Here is a 16,962-nt window from a genome sequence, read left to right as displayed (position 1 = left end):
CGCCTCTCCTTGGGCTCTCCCGGGGCAGCCGGATCACGGCAACCCCGGGAACCGGTCAGTTCTCGTCCGGGGCCGGGACCCGTCCGGGGGGCTCCGGCTCAGCGGTCGGCAGGAACCGGCCGATGAAGACCTTGTACAGGCCCGCTCCCAGCAGACCTCCGATCAGCGGACCGACGATCGGCACCCAGAAGTAGAAGTTCCCGTACTGATCTCGCCACGCTCCGCCGTACCCGGTGAGGAAGCTGGCCAGCCGGGGACCGAAGTCGCGTGCCGGGTTGATCGCGTAACCCGCGTTGGTACCCCAGGCCATACCGATGCCCACGACGATCAGACCGACGATGAACGGCGCCAGGTTGGCGCCGGGGGGCGTGTTGAGCAGGTCCGTGACCGCCAGGATCAGCAGCAGCAGGATCGCGGTGCCGATGATCTGGTCGCGGAATGCGCCCCATTCGTGGACCGGCAGGTTCGGATTGCCGTTGGCGGGCAGCGTGGAGAAGACGCCCTGCGTCTTGATCGTGTGGGTGGGATCTGCCTTCGCCAGCGCCTCGGTGTAGTTCCACCGGACGATCAGGGCTGCCACGAAGGCGCCGGCTGTCTGGGCCAGCGCGTAGGGAGCCACTTTGCTCCACGGGAAACCCTTGAACGCCGCCAGCGAGACGGTCACCGCGGGATTGAGGTGCGCACCGCTCAGCCTCGCCGCGACGTACACACCAAGGGTGACGCCGAGGCCCCAGGCCCAGGCGATGCTGTCGTGGTTTCCCAGGCCGCCCGGCGGAGTCGTGAGGGCCCCGCCGGCGACTACCTGAGCCACCACGCCACAACCGAAGAGGATGAGGATCATGGTGCCGGCGAATTCCGCTGAAAGCTCGCCGACCAGCCCTGATCGCTTGAGTCGCTCAGCCATGGGTGCCCGCTTCCCGCCGGCCCAAGGGTCGGCCGTCGACTGCCCCGAGTCCTCCAGAAATCATTGTAGAACCGCCAGAGCCATACGCGCGCGGGGCGATGCAGCCCGCTGCGGCGGGCCAGGGAGGAGACGGAAGTCCGCCCGCCGACAGGAGACATTTGGGGCCGCCATGCATGTCCCGCTGCGGCTGCGACCGCCGCTTCTACACCAGCTCACGAGCACCGGCCGACAAGTGGCTGCGAAAGCGCCTTGGGCGCTCGAACCGGTCATCGCGCTCGGACTTGAACCCCGGCGTCGGGCGGCCGCCGGGCCGCTGGATCAGTGGAGGCGCGTTCCTCCTCAGCGCAGATTGATCCGGTCGGGGTCGACAGTGTGGCGCAAGGCGCAGTTCCGCGTCGGTGGGGGCTCTACGACGGTCAGGTCCTCGCCCACCTCCAGTTCCCAGCCGGTGGTGGCCCGTACTTGGTCGACGGTCACTCCTGGGTGGACGGCGGTCGGACGGAGTTCCTCGCCCGGTCCGCCGCGGGCCAGGGAGTTGCACCGCAGGCAGGCCCGCTACGCGTTGGAGACGATGTGCATCGGCGGCGGGCAGGGGCTGGCCGCGGTGTTCGAGCGCGTGCAGGGAGGGCCGCCCGCCCGGTACACGCCTGCTGAAGCGAGTCACGCGGAGCGTGAACAGGCGTCCCGGGTGGGGAAGTTGGCGTGTGCGGTCATACGGCGAGGGCGGGCGCGGAGCTTACGGGTGCGCGGCGCCGTCCGCTTCCTCGCCCACTTTTCGGGGCCGGCGGCTCCTTTCACGACACGCCCCGACAGGCCTGGCGCGGCTGACTGTCAGATGGGTCGCGCCGGTGACCTCAGCCGAAGAAGACCTGCTGCAGCAGATAGATGTCGATACCGGAGATGAGCAGAGCCGCCACCCACCCCACTGCGTGGGCGGTCGGTGCAAATGTGTGACAAGCCTGTCCTAGCGCCCTGAACGACAAGTCGGCGACGCACTCCGGTAGTTGGGGGGCGGTCCAGCGGGCCGAGCCGGAGAGGAAGGGCCGGTACGACGTGCCGAGTTGGGATCGCAGGCTGACGGGATCCTCGCCCACTACGCCGCCGTACGTCTGTTGGTGGCCCCGGCACCGCACCCGCACGTGGTCGCCGCCTGCGCGTTCCTCGCCCGGCCCGGCGACCTCGCCGATGAGGGGCCGCTGCACGAACGCCTGCCCCGCCGGCAGGAGTGGGCCCATCAGGTCACCGCGGGGCTGGAGTCCGGACGCGCCGACGATCCGGTCCTGCGGGCCGAGCGGTGGCGGCACGCCTGTCTGCAGCGGGGCGGTGGGCCGGACGCCGGACGACGAGGGCATCGGCTGCGAGCTCGTGGCTCAGTTCCGCGAGTTGCCGAACAAGAGGCGGTAACCGATCAGCAGGACCAGGGAGCCGCCGATCGCCGCGCCCCAGGTGTAGAGGTCGAAGAAGTGGCTCTGTACCGGGCGGTCGAGGAAGCGCGCGGAGAGCCAGCCGCCGACGAACGCTCCCGCGACCCCGATGAGGGTGGTGCCGATCAAGCCGCCCGGGTCGCGGCCGGGCAGCAGGATCTTGGCGATGGCTCCGGCGAGCAGACCCAGAATGATCCAGCCGATGATGCCCACGTTGTAGTCCTCCAGTCGGATCGGGCCGGACGGAGGCCGCCGGGCCCGGGACACTTCGGTTGCCTGATTGCGCAAGCCTAGGGACTGCAGCCAGGGAGGAACGGGGTCCGATGGCCGCTGGTGACAAGTCGTCGACGTTCTTTCACACGCTTATTACATTGCGCAACCGATGAAGTGGAGGCGCTCTCGTGGGCCCTGCCCCGCCCCCTTACACTGAGACAGCACACGTGCGTTGACAGTGACCGGGGCGGAACAGGAGGGGACCGTGGCGACACTCGCCGGTGGCTTCGAGGATCCGTCCGACGAGGTCCTGACCGAGGCGGCCGCCGTGTTCGGACTCCTCGCCTCCTCCGCCCGGCTGCACATCATGTGGGCGCTGTCCCAGGGCGAGAGCGACGTCACCCACCTCGCCGACCGGGTCGGCGGGGCGCTGCCCGCGGTCAGCCAGCACCTGGCGAAACTGAAACTCGCCGGGCTCGTCCGCTCCCGCCGCGAGGGCCGCCGGCAGATCTACTACGTCGACGACCCCGACATCGTCACCGTCGTCCGCGTCATGGTCGGCCAGCTGACGGCCCGTACCGGATCTGCCGCCGCGCACGGCAGCGCCTCACGCAGCTCTTAGCCCGCGACTCCTCGACTCCCGACCCGACGGCCACGCCCACCCCGACGCGGCCTGCGGTGTACCCGACCTGCACCGCGCCACCTTCGACGAGGTCAGGAAGGGCACGGACGCCGCGTACCGCAGCTGGGAGGAACCACCCGACCACCGGGACCTCGCCATGGCGAAGGGCTGAGGGTCCAGGAGGTTGCCGCGTTCCGCCATGAGATCTCTCACCTGTGAAATACGGCGGAGCCGCGCTGGTCGGGCCAGGGGTTTGTTAGATTGCGCAACTACGCAACCTAGGCGAAGTTCCTGCTTGGCCTGCCCGTACACCGCCGCGCACGCCCGGCCGCCCACCCCATGGCCCGGCCTGAGGGGCCCGACCGTTTCGTGGGAGTGGTAGATGAGCGAGCGGTGGGACGGCGGCCCGGGCGGTCAGGCCACACGCAGCCGTACCGGCAGGGTGCCGGGCCAGCGGGAGGGCGAGGCGGGCGGGACACCGCGTCCCGGCGGCCGGGCCGCGGCCCGTGCGGCGGCCCGCTCGCAGGGCGGCAGCCGGGCGCGTCGCCGGGCCCGCCCGGTGCCGCGCGGCAGGCGGGTGCTGAAGATCATCGGGATGGGTCTGGCGCTCCTCGTCCTGGGCACGGCCGGGGCCGGCTGGTGGTTCTACCAGCACCTCAACGGCAACATCAACAGCGTCTCGCTCGACGGCAAGGGCGGTTCGGAGAAGGCCGACGCCTTCGGCCGTACCCCCATCAACATCCTGGTCATGGGCTCGGACGGTCGCACCAGCAAGGCGGACTGCAAGCTGGGCGGCGGCTGCTCCCAGACCGGCGTGCAGACCGGGAACGGCAACGCGGACGTACAGATGGTGGTGCACATATCCGCGGACCGCTCCAACGCCACCGTCATGAGCATCCCCCGCGACACCATGGTCGACATCCCGGCCTGCAAGGACAGCGCGAGCGGCCAGTCCACGTCCGGCTACTACGGCCAGATCAACGGCGCCCTCCGGTACGGCCCCGCCTGTCAGGTGGCCACCATCCACCAGCTCACCGGCATCCCCATCGACCACTTCGTGAAGCTCGACTTCTCCGGCGTGGTCAAGATGTCCGACGCGGTCGGCGGTGTCTCCGTGTGCGTCAACAACAACGTGTACGACACCTATTCGCACCTGAAACTGTCCAGCGGCTCGCACACACTCAAGGGCAAGGCGGCCCTGGAGTTCGTCCGTTCCCGGCACGGTTTCGGCAACGGCAGCGACCTCGGCCGTACGGTCTCCCAGCACATCTTCCTCAGCGCGATGATCCGGAAGTTCAAGAGCGCGGGCACGCTCACCAACCCCACCGCGGTCTACGGCCTCGCCGACGCCGCCACCAAGGCGCTCACCGTGGACGACGGTCTCGGCAGCGTCAAGAAGCTGATCGGGCTCGCCGCCGACGTGAACAAGGTCCCCACCAAGCGGATGACCTTCACGACGATGCAGACCGCCCCCGACCCCCACGACCCCAACCGGGTGGTGGTGGGCGCGGGTGCCAAGGCCCTCTTCTCCAGCATCGCCGACGACCAATCCCTGACCGGCGGCTCCGGCAAGAAGTCCGCGGCGGCCTCCGCGACGGCCACGGCCTCGGCGGTACCCGCCTCGCAGATCGCCGTGACCGTCGAGAACGGCACCGAGATCACCGGCCGCGCCTCCGACATCGCGAAGGCGCTCACCGGTCAGGGCTTCAGTTCCGCCACGACCACCGCCAACGCGCCGAGCCCCGCGACGACCACCACCCTCACCTACGGCACCGGCCAGAAGGCCGAGGCCCAGACGACCGCCAAGGCCCTCGGACTGCCCACCTCGCACCTCGATGAGGGCACCGGCAGCGGCCTGACCCTGGTGATCGGCAACGACTGGACGCGCGGCACCACGTTTCCCGGCGGTTCGTCCTCGCCGGCGCCCGCCGACACCAAGGCCGCGGTCTCCAACGCCCAGGCTCAGACCGCCGACGAGGCCAAGACCTGCGCCAAGGTCAGCCCCTTCAAGACGGTCTCCCTCAACGGGGTCGCGATGACACCGGCGCAGGCGTACGCGGCGTCCCCCGACAAGAAGGACTCCGACGAGTGAGGCGGGGACCGGACCTGTGGTTGTACAGTTGCGCAAGCTGGCAACAATGAGCGTAGAGAAGGGACCCGCGGCATGCTGCGCAACGGACTGGAGCCCTGGCACCTGCTGATCGTGGCGATCATGATCATCCTGCTGTTCGGCTCCAAGAAGCTCCCTGAGGCCGCTCGCGGGCTCGGCAAGTCGATGCGCATCCTCAAGAGCGAGGCCAAGGCCATGAAGGAGGACGGCACCGCGCAGAGCACCGCCGCCCCTGCAGAGTCCGCCCCGCAGGTCGCCCGGTCCGCACCCGCGGAGACCACCGCCGCGCATCGGGCGGCCGAGGGCAACCCGGCCCACTGAACTCCCGTACGCCGGGCAGGGCCGGCGAGTTGACGGCGACCACGTCGACCCGGCGCTGAACCCGGCCCCTGCGCTGCGAGGCCGCGGCAGTGTCGCCGTAAGCTCCCGCCCATGAGTGAGGCAGACGAGGGCCCCGGCAGACGAGTCGTCGACGGGCGCTTCGAGTTGGAGGCCCGTCTCGGCGGCGGCGGGATGGGCACGGTCTGGCGGGCCAGGGACTTGGTGCTGCACAGGATGGTCGCGGTCAAGGAGGTCCGCCCGCCCGACCGGGACCTCGCCGAGTACGACCCCGGCAGCGCGCGGATGCTGCGGGAGCGGGTGCTGCGCGAGGCGCGGGCCCTGGCCCGGATCGACCATCCGAACGTCGTCACGATCCACCACATAGTCGACGGCGGCGAAGGCACCTACCCGTGGATCGTCATGGAGCTGGTCAGCGGCGGCTCGCTCGCCGACCGGCTCTCCCAGGGGCCGACGCCGCCGGCCGAGGCGGCGCGGATCGGCCGGGGTGTGCTGGCCGCGCTGGCCGCCGCGCACGACGCAGGCATCCAGCACCGGGACGTCAAGCCCGCCAACGTCCTGCTGAGGTCCGACGGGCGCCCCGTCCTCACCGACTTCGGCATCGCCGCGATCCGTGAGACGACCAGCCTCACCGCCACCGGCTCCATCATCGGCACACCCGACTTCATGGCACCGGAACGGATCTCGGGCCACGAGGGTGGATCCGCCTCCGACCTGTGGTCGCTCGCGATGATGCTGTACACCGCCGTGGAGGGCCACCACCCGCTGCGCCGCGGCAGCACCCTCGCCACCCTCGCCGCCGTCCTCAACGAGGACGTGCCCCCGCCGGTGCGGGCCGGTGGTGCCCTCGGCGACGTACTGATGAGCGTGCTCGTACGGGATCCGGCGGCGCGGCCGACGTCCGCCGAGCTGGACCGACGGCTGGCCGGGATCGAGTCGGGGCACACCGGACCCGTGACCGCGGGGCGCCCGCCCACCTCCTACCCGTTGAACCCGCCGTCCGACGGCACGGCCCCGTCGTACCCGGGTTCGTACCCGGGGGCCTTCGTCCCGCACACCGCTCCTCTCGCCGGCGCCCCCGCCGGATTCGGGCCGCCGCGCTTCCCCGCCGGGCCCGGCCAGCCGGTGACCTCGCCCGTCCGGGCGGGCCGCCGGGCCCGGTTCGGACCGGGAGCCCTGCTCGGCGTCTCGGTGACCTCGCTCGCGGGCGCCCTGGTCCTGATGTGGTGGCTGCTGCCCTTCGGAGGCAACTCGGGCGGTTCGGGGGACGCGGCGAACACCGGCGCCTCGTCCTCCGCCATCTCGGCCCCGGAGTCGAGCGGCTCCCCGACCGCCGCGCCGGCAGGACGGCAGTCGAAGGACACCACGGCCACGACCCTGCTCACCCCCGGCGGCATCCGCACCGCCATCAAGGCGTTGGAGCAGGAGAGCGGCCGGGACAGGTTCGGTGACTTCACCGTCTACGACGACTACGTGTCGGCCGAGATGATGGTCGAGGGCAGCGACAGCAGGTACGACACCTACGCCTACCGCCCGGGGCAGGGCGTGGAGAAGGGCATCATCAAGGGCACCCTGGTCGGCGGCGACCAGCCCTTCCGCCTGGACGGCTTCGACTGGGACAAGGTGCCCACGCTCCTGGAGGAAGCCCGGAAGAAGCTCAACGTCGGTCACCCGGAAACCCGCTACCTGGTGGTGAGACAGCCCAACGACACCTTCGACACGCCCCTCGGCATGGCCGTCTACCTGAGCAACGAGTACAGCCAGTCCGGCTATCTGGAGGCGACCACCAAGGGCAAGGTGACCCGCGTCATGCCCGCGGAGGACTGAGGGGGCCGTACGACCGACCGACCGGCCGGGCGTGACGTGTCGTACCGGCCCCGGTCAGAGGCGGATGACGACGAGAGCGGTGTCGTCGGCGTTGCCGGTGGCCGGGAGGAGCTCCGTCAGGAGCGCGTCGGCCAGCGCGTCGGGGCCGGCGTGGCGGTGGCGGGTGAGCGCGTCGGTGAGACGGGCCAGGCCGGTGTCGATGTCCTCGGTGCGGCGCTCGATCAGGCCGTCGGTGTAGAGGACCAGCGTGGCGCCCTCGTCGAAGGGCGTGGTGGCCTCCGGACGGATGGCGTGTTCGGGGCTGGCGCCGAGCGGCGGGTCGGTGGCCCGGTCCAGGAAGGACACCGTGCCGTCGGTGTGCAGCAGGGCGGGCGGAAGGTGGCCCGCGCTGCTGTAGGTGAGGGTGTGGTCGTCCCAGTCGATGAAGGCCGTCGCCGCCGTGGTCGACTCGGCGCCGTCCACCGAACGGGCGTACAGCCCTAGGGCTTCCAGAGCCCGGGCCGGGCCGTCGGCGACGCGGGTGGCGGCGCTCAGCGCGCTGCGCAGCTGGCCCATGACGCAGGCGGCCGCCAGACCATGGCCCACGACGTCACCGACTGCGACGGCGAGACGGTCGCCCGGCAGGTCGACGAGGTCGTACCAGTCGCCACACACATTGAGGGCGCCGACGGCGGGCCGGTACCGGACGGCCGCCTGATGATGGTCCAGGGGTCTGGGGGCGGGCAGCAGGGCCTCCTGAAGGGCCAGGGCGACCTCGCGTTCGCGGGCGTGCGCCTGGCGCAGACGCTCGTTCACCTCCTGGAGTTCCCGGGCCCGGGTGTACAGCTCGGCCTCCAGGACGCGCGCCCGGCTGTCGCCGCCCGGTCCGCCGCGGGCGCGGATGAGCTCGGTGACCTCCTCCACCCGGTGCACGAGCAGCGTCACCTTGCCGTCGGTGCTGAGGACGGGGGCGTTGACGGGGCTCCAGAAGTGTTCCTGCCAGTGGCCGGGACGCTGGGGGTCCTCGATGTCGTAGCGCACCACCGCCATGGTGTCGCGCTCGCCCGTGGCCACCGCGCGCAGCATCGACTCGCGTGTCTCCCGCATCCCGGCCGCCGCCGAGTCATGGGGGTTCTCGGGGAAGACGTCGAAGATGTACCGGCCCACCAGCTGCTCGCGGGGGCGACCGGTGAGGCGTACGAAGTCATTGTTGACGTCGACGTACACCAGTTCGGGGGTCAGTAGCGCCACCATGCCGGGCAGGTCCCGGAAGACCGCCGCGTAGTCGATCTTCGGTTTCCTCATGTGCAGCCTGCCTCGACACGAGCCATCATGATGTGATTTTCCACGATAGATGGGAACGGCCCGACGTCTCGACAGCTACGGTCATCAAGCGGCCGGTGAACGGCTTGGTTCGGATTTCGTCGTGGGCGCGGCCCTCCGGCCGATCGCCCGAGTCCCGGAAGGACCCACTCGTATGCGTTACGCAGTCCTCGGTACCGGCATCGTCGGCCGGACGATCGCCGGCAAGCTCGCCTCCCTCGGCCACGACGTCGTCATCGGCACCCGCGATCCGGAAGCCACTCTCTCGCGTACCGAACCCGACGGCATGGGCAATCCGCCGTTCGCCCAGTGGCACGCCGACCACGGCCAGGTGCGTCTGGAGACCTTCGAGGCAGCCGCCGCCTTCGGGGAGACGGTCGTCAACACCACAGCCGGCGAGCAGAGCCTGAACGCCCTGCAAGCGGCGGGCGCACCCAACCTGAGCGGCAAGGTCCTGATCGATGTGGCCAACCCGCTGGACTTCTCCGCCGGGATGCCGCCGACGCTGGACCCGGTCAACACCGACAGCCTCGGCGAACGCATCCAGCGCGCCTTTCCCGAGGCCAAGGTCGTCAAGACCCTCAACACCATGAACTGTTTCGTCATGGTGGAGCCGGCCCGGGTGGCGGGGGAGCACACCGTCTTCGTCAGCGGCGACGACACCGGCGCCAAGAAGACCGTCACCGCGCTGCTGGGCTCCTTCGGCTGGCCCGAGTCGAGCGTCATCGACCTGGGCGACATCACCTCCGCCCGCGGCGTGGAGATGCTCCTGCCGATCTGGCTGCGCCTGTACGGCACGCTCGGCCACGGCGACTTCAACTTCCATGTCCAGGGGGCCCGGGTGGGCGGCTGAACCGGGGTTGTCGGTGCGGGGCGTGGACGAGCCGGTCCGCGGCGACACCCCGTGCCGCAGTGGGCCCGCCCCCGCGCGACTCCCGTGCGAGCCCTCGGCCGACGCGGTCACCACCCGGCTTCGGCTCGACGGCGCCGGCAACGGAGCCCGGCGTCGGGCGGGACAACCACTCCCTCAGCCGGCAGCCGGACGCACCGAATCCCGGATCACGAGCTGCGTGCTCAGCACCACGTGGTCGTCGGACGCAGACCCCACCTCGCGATCCAGGGCGAGACGTACGGCGGTGCGGCCCAGTTCCTCGTACGGGACCCGGACCGTGGTCAGGGCCGGGGTCAGATCGGCGGCGAACGGGACGTCGTCGAAGCCGACCACGGAGACCTCGCCCGGGACGCTCAGGCCGGCTTCGCGCAGGGCGGCCAGCGCGCCCAGCGCCACCACGTCGGACCCCGCGAACACCGCCGTGAACCCGACCCCGGTGCGCAGCGCCTCCCGGGTCCGCAGATAACCCGACGCCCGGGTGTAGTCCCCGCTCGTGTCCAACTCCGCGGCGTACGGCGTGCCGTGGGCGCGCAGCGCGTCCCGGTAACCGAGGCGCCGCTCCTCCGCGCTGCTGAAACCCGGCGCGCCACTGAGGAACAGGACCCGCCGATGACCGGCGGTGAGCAGATGCGCGGTGGCCTGGAAGGCGCCGCCGCGGTTGTCGTAGTCCACGACGGTGGCCGGCACACCCGCGGGCAGGGGCGGCCTGCCGCACAGCACCAGCCGGGACCCCGCGGAGTCCAGCGCCCTGGCGTATCCGGCCATACGGCGGTGATAGGCGTCGTCCGTCACGGTGCCGCCGACGAGGAGGACCGCCGCCGCGTGCTGTTCCCGCATCAGCTGGACCAGGTCGTCCTCCCGCTTGATGTCGTCCTTGGTCGAGCAGACCAGGCTGAGGCGGCCCCGACGACCGGCCTCCTCCTCCACGCCGGCCGCCACGTGGGCGAGGGAGGGGCCGGTGATGTCGCGCAGGACGAGGGCGACGGGTCCGGCGACCCGGCCGGAGAGTGCCTTGGCGTGGACGTTCACGACGTAGTGGAGGGAGTCGACGGCGGCCATGACCCGCTCCCTTGTCTGCGCGGACACCGGATAGTTGCCCGCCAGCGTCCGGGAAACGGTTGCTACGGAAACACCGGCCTTCGCGGCGACATCGCGGATCGTGCTGGGCCTGTCGGTCGGCGTCCTCTTCCGCTTCGCCCTCTTCGTCTCCTGGGCGCGGGTTGGCCCTTCTTCCTCGTCCGTCACGGCCCCGACGTTACTGCACCGGCTCGCGCTCGACTGCTCCGTCGGTCGGAAAGCATCCTAGTGGGTATGGAAAACGTCTACTACCGTATGGTTCCCCGTCCGCTCCCCGCCGAACGGTCAGCTCGGCCTCAGGACGACCGCCTGGCCGCCCGCCGGGGCCATGGCCACGCTCAGCGTGCTCTCCGAGGTGACGGACTGGGTGCTGACCACGACCGGGGTCTGATAGGGAGCGGCCCCGGGGGTTCCGTCGGCGTACACGGTCGCCGTGTACGTTCCGCCACCCAGGAACGAGAGCGGGACCGACAGGGTCCGGGACGTCTCGTCGGTCATGGCGCCGAGGTACCAGGTGTCGCCGCTCCGGCGGGCGACCGCCACGTACTCGCCGATCGACCCGGCCAGGGTCCGGCTCTCGTCCCAGGTGGTGGGGACGGAGTTGAACCAGGGCAGTCCCGGCCAGTTCGCCGGGTTGGCGTACTTGGACGGCTTGTCGTACCAGAAAAGGAAATTGAGGGGCTGGTAGTACACCGCCGCCATCGCCATCTGGTGGGCGTTGGTCGTCTTGTCCCGTGACTGGCCGTAGCAGATGGTGTAGTCCATCGGGCCGCCGACGTTGCGGGCGAAGGGCAGCGTCACGTTGTGCGTGGCGGTCGGGAACTGCTCGTTGCCGCGGACGCCTTCCAGGCTGATCCAGTTGGGGTAGGTGCGCTCGTGGCCGAACGGCCGTACGTCGTCGTGCATGTCGATCAGCAGCTGGTACCTGGCGGCTGTCTTCGCCCAGTCGGTGATCTGGCCGGTCATGGTCTGCGTGCCGTCGTTGATGAAGCCGAGCTTGATGCCCGCGACTCCCCAGCCCTTGTAGAGGCCGAAGAGGGAGTCCGCGTCGGTCAGGGCGAGCCGGTTGACGTAGAGGAAGACACCGATGCCCTTGCTCGTGGCGTACGAGATGACGGACGGGAGGTCGATGGCGGCGATCGGCCTGGTGGCGTCGGTGGTGGTGAACTCGGGGCCGTACCAGCCGGCGTCGTACTCGATGTACTGCAGGCCCCGGGCCACGGCGAAGTCGACGCCCGCGAGGCCGGCGGCGGTGCTGAGTTCGCAGCGGAAGACCTTGCCCGGCTTGATCCACGAGGTGTCGGCCAGGGCGTTGGGCGGGGCCAGGCTGAGTACCAGCTCGGCGTTGTCGACCAGTTCGGCGTGGGTGGAACCGATTACTACCGCTCGCCATGGCGTGGCGAAGGGGGTGGTGACCGTGCTGGTGGTCTCGACCGGGCCGGTGCCGCGGGCGGTGTGCTCCATCAGGAACGCGGACAGGGTGCCCGGCTGCCCGTCGGTCGAACTGAGCATCAGACGTGGGAAGTCGAGCCGGGCCGCCTCGCAGACGCAGGCGATGAGTCCGTCCGTGAGGGTGGCGGTGAGCGGCAGGTCGGTGAGGGGGCCGTTGTCCGTGCTGGAGGTGCCCGTGACCGGGATGGAGCCCGGCGCCACCGGGAGATAGGCGTCCTCGTCGCGGGCGCTGTAGACGGTGGTGTCGTCGGGGAAGGCGAACGTGGTCAGTTCGTCGGAGACGGTGGCGGTGCCCTCGTCGAGCAGGAGGTAGCGCAGGGCGACACCGGTCCGGTAGGCGCGGATCTGGACGCCGAAGCGGGCACCCGAGGAGCTGTCCCGCAGGCTCCAGAGCTGCTCCTGGTAGTGGTCGGTGACGGTGGCGTTGCGGCCGTACACCGGGTTCCAGGTGGTGCGGGCGGTTCCGTGCTGGTTCCGGGTGACCGTCACGTCGTTGCCGAGGACGGTCCCGTCGCTCAGCGCGAGGCCCAGGACGGAGGTGTCGACGACCGTCCTGCCGTGGTGCTGGACGGACCACCGGAGCGCTCCGTCCACGACCGACATCGTGATGGCGTTGCCGCCCATGCGCGCGGTGACGCAGAGCGGGGGCCTTGCCGTGGCCGCTTCGTCAGCGGCGTGGGCCTGCTGCGGCACGGTCTGCGCCGCGGCCAGGGCGACGGTGACGGCCGCCGTGCCCTTGAGCACCCCCCGACGCGACAGCGCTTCCGGGGTGCCGGCTCTGTCCCGCGAGGGCTCTTCCCGGTCCTCTGTGGTTCTCATGGTGGGCGGCCTCTCCGTCAGGTAAACGTTTTCTGCTGGGGAATGTTGTACGTGGCTGAGGAACCCTGGTCAAGACCTGGGGACGGGCCAGGCGCGGTGGATCCGCCTGGGTCTCCTGGGCGTACCGTCTGATCTGCCCGTGCCGGGAGTCGGGGGCTCGCGACGGAGGGCGGGTCTCGACGCGGCGGGCGGCCTCCGTGGCCCGTGGCTCCACGAACCGCTCCAGGGCGAACCTGGCGTCGAGGAGTTCGCCCAGGAAGGTCTGGGCTCGTCGTGCGGCTGTGGAGTCGGTGGTGCCGCTGTCCCCGAACCGCGGCTCGACACGGTCCTCGTCGGAGTAGGAGCCGCCGTGCCGGACCCGGTCGGCGGTCGGGTGGATCGCGTGGAGACCAGCTGGTTGCGCCGGGACGCTGGGTGCGGTGTGGCGCATCCGGCAGACGCTCGCCGACCCGAACGGCGACCACCACTGGGGCATCAGCGCGGAGATCGACCTCGCAGCCTCCGACGCGGAGGGCCGCGTGGTCGTCCGGGTCACCGATGTCGGCCAGTTGTGAGCCACACGCCGCGGTTCGGCCAGCGGTTACCGGCGGGCTTCCACCCAGTTAGCTGGCCGGCGGTCATGGCGGCCCGGCCGGTGTGGGAGTTGTAGGGGCCGTCGGTCGCGACGTTGGCGGGGTTGTCGCTGAGGGCGCCCTCGTAGGCGGTGTTGATGTGCGTCTCGGCGTGCCGTCAGTGGGTTTGGGCTGGGGCCACAGGTGACGGCTGCGGGTCGTGGTCCCCGGCCAGCCGTAGTGTCGCGAGCGCCGCGAGTCCCGCCATGACGCCGAAGGTGAGGGCGGCCGGGACGCTGGTGCCGAGGGGCGAGAACACGTGCACCGGGCCCCACACGGAGGCGGTGTCGTCGTTCGCCATGTGCAGGATCTGGCTCGCGAGCAGTCCCAGCACGGTCGCGCAGACCGCGCCCACCGCCATCGCCGGCGCGGTGGTCCGGGTGAGGAGGCCGGGCAGCAGGCGCAGCGACCACCAGACCACGGCCAGCAGGAGCACGTCGGCGGCCCGGTACAGCAGCCACTGGCCGAGAGCCGTGCCCTCCGGGCCGGCCCAGGCGCCGAGCAGGAGCCACTGGCGCAGCAGGTCACCGGGCTCGGACAGCAGGCCCGCGCCGCTGAACGACGTCTGGATCCAGGCCGCCACCGACTGGTACGACAGAACCACCAGCGACAGCGCGACCACCGCCGTTCCGACGCTCGCGGACAGGCGCGCGGCGCGCGGTGTCACATCGCGCCGGGGCAGTGGGTCCGCGCCCTTGGCGGTGACCCGTGCCACGAGCACCGTGACCAGGGCGGTCACGAGCCCCGCGAAGACCGCGACCGGCCCGATCGAGCCGATCACCCCCGCGAGCTGCGGCAGCACCCGGTAGCTGCCCCGCCCCCGGGACGCGATCAGCCAGGGCGCCGAGACCGTCACGGCCAAGGTCGCGGCCACCGGGGCCCAGGCCCACAGGGCGAGCAACGTGGCGGGCGTACGGCCCTGCGCCGGCGGGATCCTGCGGAGCAGCAGCAGTGCGCCGGCCAGGGAGAACGCGAAGAGGGCCACGAATCTGATCTGCATCGCGGTGCCGTACAGATCGGCGTACCGGGTGCTTGCGCCCAGGTCCGTGCCCGCCTCGGCGGAACCGTCGGACGGAACGGCCACCGAGGAGTCGTACGACCAGGGCATGAGCCAGCGCCGGACTTCGTTCACGGAGTCCACGTCGAACACGCTGGTGCTGCCCCGCAGTTGCAGCGCCTGCGCGCTCGCCCCCGCCCACCACAGCAACAGCGTGATCAGCAGACCGCCGACCAGGGCCGGTATCACCGCGCGCCGATATGTCATGAGTGTCGTCCCCCGCTTGACCCGGTGTTCGTGGCTGTCTCGAACAGAGGAAGCGTAGGGCGGGATGATCGCGTGCGGCACGCGCGGGTGGGTTCAGTTCAGGCGCTCTCCGGCGCGGACCAGTCCGGTCTCGTAGGCGATGACGACGAGTTGGGCGCGGTCGCGGGCGCCGAGTTTGGCCATGGCGCGGTTGGCGTGGGTCTTGACGGTGACGGGGGTGACGAAGAGGCGTTCGCCGATCTCGTCGTTGGAGAGGCCGGTGGCCACCAGGGACATCACCTCGCGTTCCCGGGGTGTGAGCGTCGCCAGGCGGGCGGGGTCGGCGAGGTCGCCCGCCGCGGGCTGGGCCATCACGCGGGCGATGAGGCTCTTGGTGGCCGCGGGGGACAGCAGCGCCTCGTCCGCCTCGACGAGACGGATGGCGTCGAGCAGTTGGGCCGGTTCCACCCCTTTGCCGAGGAAGCCGCTCGCGCCCGCCCGGAGCGCCTCGATGACGAACTCGTCCACCTCGAAGGTGGTCAGGACGAGGACCTTCACTCCGGCCAGGCCCTCGTCCTGGTCGATGAGCCGGGTCGCCTCGATGCCGTCGACCTCCGGCATCCGGATGTCCATGACCACCACGTCGGCCCGCTCGGACCGGGCCAGCCGCACCGCCTCGTGGCCGTTGGCGGCCTCCGCGACCACCTCCATGTCCGGCTGGGCGTCGATGAGCAGCCGGAAGGTGCCGCGCAGCAGGGCCTGGTCGTCGGCGAGCAGTACGCGAATCGTCATGGGCGGTGTTTCCTCGGGCTGGTCAGGCGGTCGCGGGGGTGAGGGACAGAGGCAGTTCGGCGACGACCCGGAAGCCGCCGTCGGGCTTTCGACCGGCGGTGAGGGTGCCGCCGATGGCGCCGGCGCGCTCGCGCATCCCGATCAGTCCGTGACCGGTGCCGGGACCCTTCGGGGTGTGGGGGCGGCCGTCGTCGCTGACGGTCACGCGCAGCGTCGAGGCACCGTAGTCCAGGAGCACGTCGGCGTGGGCCGCACGGGCGTGCTTGTGGGTGTTGGTGAGGGACTCCTGGATGATCCGGTAGGCCGTCAGATCGGTCGCCGGGGCCACGGGCCGGATCAGGCCGGTGCGGGTCACCGTCACGGACAGACCGCCGGCACGGATGCCGCCGATCAGGGCGTCGAGGTCGGCCAGCCCGGGAAGGGGCGCCCGGGAGTCGGGCGCGTCGTCCGGTTGGCGCAACAGGCCGACGGTGGCCCGTAGTTCGTCCAGTGCGGCGCGGCTGGTCTCCTTGATGTGGGCCAGGGCGTCGTAGGCACGGTCGGGGTCGGTGCGCATGAGGTGATGGGCCACTCCTGCCTGGGCGTTGACGAGGGTGATGTGGTGGGCGACCACGTCGTGGAGTTCGCGCGCGATACGGACCCGTTCCTCGGTGACACGCCGCCGGGCCTCCGCCTCCCTCGTGTGCTCGGCGCGTTCCGCTCGCGCCTCGACCCGCGCGAGGTGCAGCCGACGGCTGCGGACGGCGTCGCCCAGGGCGGTGGCCGCGATCGCGAAGTCGAGCCGCAGCAGACTGGTTCCCACCAGGAGCGGTTCCTCGTGGGTGGCGGCGTAGACACCGGTGACGGCGACAGCGGCGATGAGACCGACCGTCCAGGCGGTGCGCCGGCTGCTGCGGGTCGCGAGTGTGTACAGGGCGACAAGGCTCGCCGCCGGGGTCGACACGCGGTCGGGAACCACGGTCATGGCGGTGAGATCGATCGCCAGAGTGAGTACGAGGACGGGCAGCGGCCACCGGCTTCGGAACACGAGGGGGACGCAGGACAACGCCGTCCAGGCCACCCCCGCCACCCGGGGCGCGTGCCAGCCCGAGTCTCCCGCGGCCGCCGCGCCGACGGCGACGATCATCAGCACCATCGCGGGCAACGCGTCCCTGATCCGGTCATGGCGGGCCGCCCACCGCCTGATCCCTGTCACCTGCATTTCCTCACTGTACGGAGCGCGGGCCGGCAGCAAGGCCGGACCTGCCCCGGCCTACATGTGCGTGGCCGCTACGACGTGACGGTTGCTGTCGGTCGGTCGGTGGGGGTGTGGCGTGCCCGGCCTACATGTGTGTG

The 16,962-nt window shown here is 71.1% G+C and carries 14 protein-coding genes and 2 pseudogenes; 6 read left to right on the top strand and 10 right to left on the bottom strand.

Annotated features, from left to right (window positions below; all coding sequences use genetic code 11):
* Positions 1 to 55: 55 nt before the first annotated feature.
* From ABZT06_RS07960 to ABZT06_RS07945, 4 genes and pseudogenes are all read right to left on the bottom strand, one after another.
* A complete protein-coding gene (locus ABZT06_RS07960) occupies positions 56 to 904 on the bottom strand; it encodes an MIP/aquaporin family protein (RefSeq protein WP_355736492.1) in 849 nt (282 codons plus the stop codon).
* A gap of 339 nt (positions 905 to 1,243) precedes the next feature.
* Positions 1,244 to 1,435, bottom strand: a pseudogene (locus ABZT06_RS07955) (3-oxoadipate--succinyl-CoA transferase subunit B); the annotation flags it as partial.
* Positions 1,436 to 1,758: 323 nt separating this feature from the next.
* The gene (locus ABZT06_RS07950) at positions 1,759 to 2,256 is read right to left on the bottom strand and encodes a hypothetical protein (RefSeq protein ID WP_355736489.1); all 498 of its coding nucleotides are present in this window, start codon (positions 2,254 to 2,256) and stop codon (positions 1,759 to 1,761) included.
* 18 nt (positions 2,257 to 2,274) lie between these two features.
* Complete coding sequence (locus tag ABZT06_RS07945) at positions 2,275 to 2,541, bottom strand: GlsB/YeaQ/YmgE family stress response membrane protein (protein ID WP_351987573.1); 267 nt, start codon at positions 2,539 to 2,541, stop codon at positions 2,275 to 2,277.
* Positions 2,542 to 2,806: 265 nt separating this feature from the next.
* On the opposite strand from ABZT06_RS07945, the gene ABZT06_RS07940 reads away from it, so the two are divergent.
* The 4 genes from ABZT06_RS07940 (at position 2,807) to ABZT06_RS07925 (ending at position 7,439) form a co-directional block, all read left to right on the top strand.
* Positions 2,807 to 3,163, top strand: a complete 357-nt coding sequence (locus ABZT06_RS07940) for a metalloregulator ArsR/SmtB family transcription factor (RefSeq protein WP_355736486.1) — start codon at positions 2,807 to 2,809, stop codon at positions 3,161 to 3,163.
* Between the two features lie 382 nt (positions 3,164 to 3,545).
* On the top strand, positions 3,546 to 5,255 hold the full coding sequence (locus ABZT06_RS07935) for an LCP family protein (protein ID WP_355736483.1): 1,710 nt from the start codon (positions 3,546 to 3,548) through the stop codon (positions 5,253 to 5,255).
* A 72-nt stretch (positions 5,256 to 5,327) separates the two neighbouring features.
* On the top strand, positions 5,328 to 5,594 hold the full coding sequence (gene tatA / locus ABZT06_RS07930) for a Sec-independent protein translocase subunit TatA (RefSeq protein WP_355736480.1): 267 nt from the start codon (positions 5,328 to 5,330) through the stop codon (positions 5,592 to 5,594).
* 111 nt (positions 5,595 to 5,705) lie between these two features.
* On the top strand, positions 5,706 to 7,439 hold the full coding sequence (locus ABZT06_RS07925; RefSeq protein WP_355736477.1) for a protein kinase: 1,734 nt from the start codon (positions 5,706 to 5,708) through the stop codon (positions 7,437 to 7,439).
* A gap of 54 nt (positions 7,440 to 7,493) precedes the next feature.
* On the opposite strand, the gene ABZT06_RS07920 is transcribed toward ABZT06_RS07925, so the two are convergent.
* Positions 7,494 to 8,723 carry a SpoIIE family protein phosphatase gene (locus tag ABZT06_RS07920; RefSeq protein ID WP_355736474.1) on the bottom strand — a complete coding sequence of 410 codons (1,230 nt, stop codon included), beginning with the start codon at positions 8,721 to 8,723 and terminating at the stop codon, positions 7,494 to 7,496.
* A gap of 172 nt (positions 8,724 to 8,895) precedes the next feature.
* Between ABZT06_RS07920 and ABZT06_RS07915 the strand changes: the two genes are divergently transcribed.
* The gene (locus ABZT06_RS07915; RefSeq protein ID WP_355736471.1) at positions 8,896 to 9,594 is read left to right on the top strand and encodes an NAD(P)-binding domain-containing protein; all 699 of its coding nucleotides are present in this window, start codon (positions 8,896 to 8,898) and stop codon (positions 9,592 to 9,594) included.
* Between the two features lie 174 nt (positions 9,595 to 9,768).
* Here the strand turns inward: ABZT06_RS07915 and ABZT06_RS07910 are convergent, their stop codons facing one another.
* On the bottom strand, positions 9,769 to 10,791 hold the full coding sequence (locus tag ABZT06_RS07910; protein ID WP_355737058.1) for a LacI family DNA-binding transcriptional regulator: 1,023 nt from the start codon (positions 10,789 to 10,791) through the stop codon (positions 9,769 to 9,771).
* A 204-nt stretch (positions 10,792 to 10,995) separates the two neighbouring features.
* Positions 10,996 to 12,981: a glycoside hydrolase family 97 catalytic domain-containing protein gene (locus ABZT06_RS07905; RefSeq protein WP_355736468.1), complete on the bottom strand. Its 1,986-nt coding sequence runs from the start codon at positions 12,979 to 12,981 to the stop codon at positions 10,996 to 10,998.
* A 419-nt stretch (positions 12,982 to 13,400) separates the two neighbouring features.
* Here ABZT06_RS07905 and ABZT06_RS07900 point away from each other — a divergent pair.
* Positions 13,401 to 13,535, top strand: a pseudogene (locus ABZT06_RS07900) (DUF3516 domain-containing protein); the annotation flags it as partial.
* A 175-nt stretch (positions 13,536 to 13,710) separates the two neighbouring features.
* Here ABZT06_RS07900 and ABZT06_RS07895 read toward each other — a convergent pair.
* The 3 genes from ABZT06_RS07895 to ABZT06_RS07885 form a co-directional block, all read right to left on the bottom strand.
* Positions 13,711 to 14,856 carry a hypothetical protein gene (locus ABZT06_RS07895; protein ID WP_355736465.1) on the bottom strand — a complete coding sequence of 382 codons (1,146 nt, stop codon included), beginning with the start codon at positions 14,854 to 14,856 and terminating at the stop codon, positions 13,711 to 13,713.
* A gap of 93 nt (positions 14,857 to 14,949) precedes the next feature.
* Positions 14,950 to 15,627 (bottom strand): response regulator transcription factor, encoded by a 678-nt coding sequence (locus ABZT06_RS07890; protein ID WP_355736463.1) that lies wholly within the window; start codon positions 15,625 to 15,627, stop codon positions 14,950 to 14,952.
* 22 nt (positions 15,628 to 15,649) lie between these two features.
* Positions 15,650 to 16,828 (bottom strand): sensor histidine kinase, encoded by a 1,179-nt coding sequence (locus tag ABZT06_RS07885; protein ID WP_355736460.1) that lies wholly within the window; start codon positions 16,826 to 16,828, stop codon positions 15,650 to 15,652.
* Positions 16,829 to 16,962: the final 134 nt, after the last annotated feature.

This window comes from Streptomyces sp. NPDC005483 (genome assembly GCF_040606035.1).
GTDB lineage: Bacteria > Actinomycetota > Actinomycetes > Streptomycetales > Streptomycetaceae > Streptomyces.
Note: the sequence above shows the minus strand (reverse complement) of the source record. Positions and strands in the feature narration are given on the sequence as shown.

Excerpts from the sequence above, each read along its gene's own strand:
- ABZT06_RS07960 (WP_355736492.1), bottom strand. The coding sequence starts at position 904 with ATGGCTGAGCGACTCAAGCGATCAGGGCTGGTCGGCGAGCTTTCAGCG.
- ABZT06_RS07950 (WP_355736489.1), bottom strand. The coding sequence starts at position 2,256 with ATGCCCTCGTCGTCCGGCGTCCGGCCCACCGCCCCGCTGCAGACAGGC.
- ABZT06_RS07935 (WP_355736483.1), top strand. The coding sequence starts at position 3,546 with ATGAGCGAGCGGTGGGACGGCGGCCCGGGCGGTCAGGCCACACGCAGC.
- tatA (WP_355736480.1), top strand. The coding sequence starts at position 5,328 with ATGCTGCGCAACGGACTGGAGCCCTGGCACCTGCTGATCGTGGCGATC.
- ABZT06_RS07925 (WP_355736477.1), top strand. The coding sequence starts at position 5,706 with ATGAGTGAGGCAGACGAGGGCCCCGGCAGACGAGTCGTCGACGGGCGC.
- ABZT06_RS07920 (WP_355736474.1), bottom strand. The coding sequence starts at position 8,723 with ATGAGGAAACCGAAGATCGACTACGCGGCGGTCTTCCGGGACCTGCCC.
- ABZT06_RS07915 (WP_355736471.1), top strand. The coding sequence starts at position 8,896 with ATGCGTTACGCAGTCCTCGGTACCGGCATCGTCGGCCGGACGATCGCC.
- ABZT06_RS07905 (WP_355736468.1), bottom strand. The coding sequence starts at position 12,981 with ATGAGAACCACAGAGGACCGGGAAGAGCCCTCGCGGGACAGAGCCGGC.
- ABZT06_RS07895 (WP_355736465.1), bottom strand. The coding sequence starts at position 14,856 with ATGACATATCGGCGCGCGGTGATACCGGCCCTGGTCGGCGGTCTGCTG.
- ABZT06_RS07890 (WP_355736463.1), bottom strand. The coding sequence starts at position 15,627 with ATGACGATTCGCGTACTGCTCGCCGACGACCAGGCCCTGCTGCGCGGC.
- ABZT06_RS07885 (WP_355736460.1), bottom strand. The coding sequence starts at position 16,828 with ATGCAGGTGACAGGGATCAGGCGGTGGGCGGCCCGCCATGACCGGATC.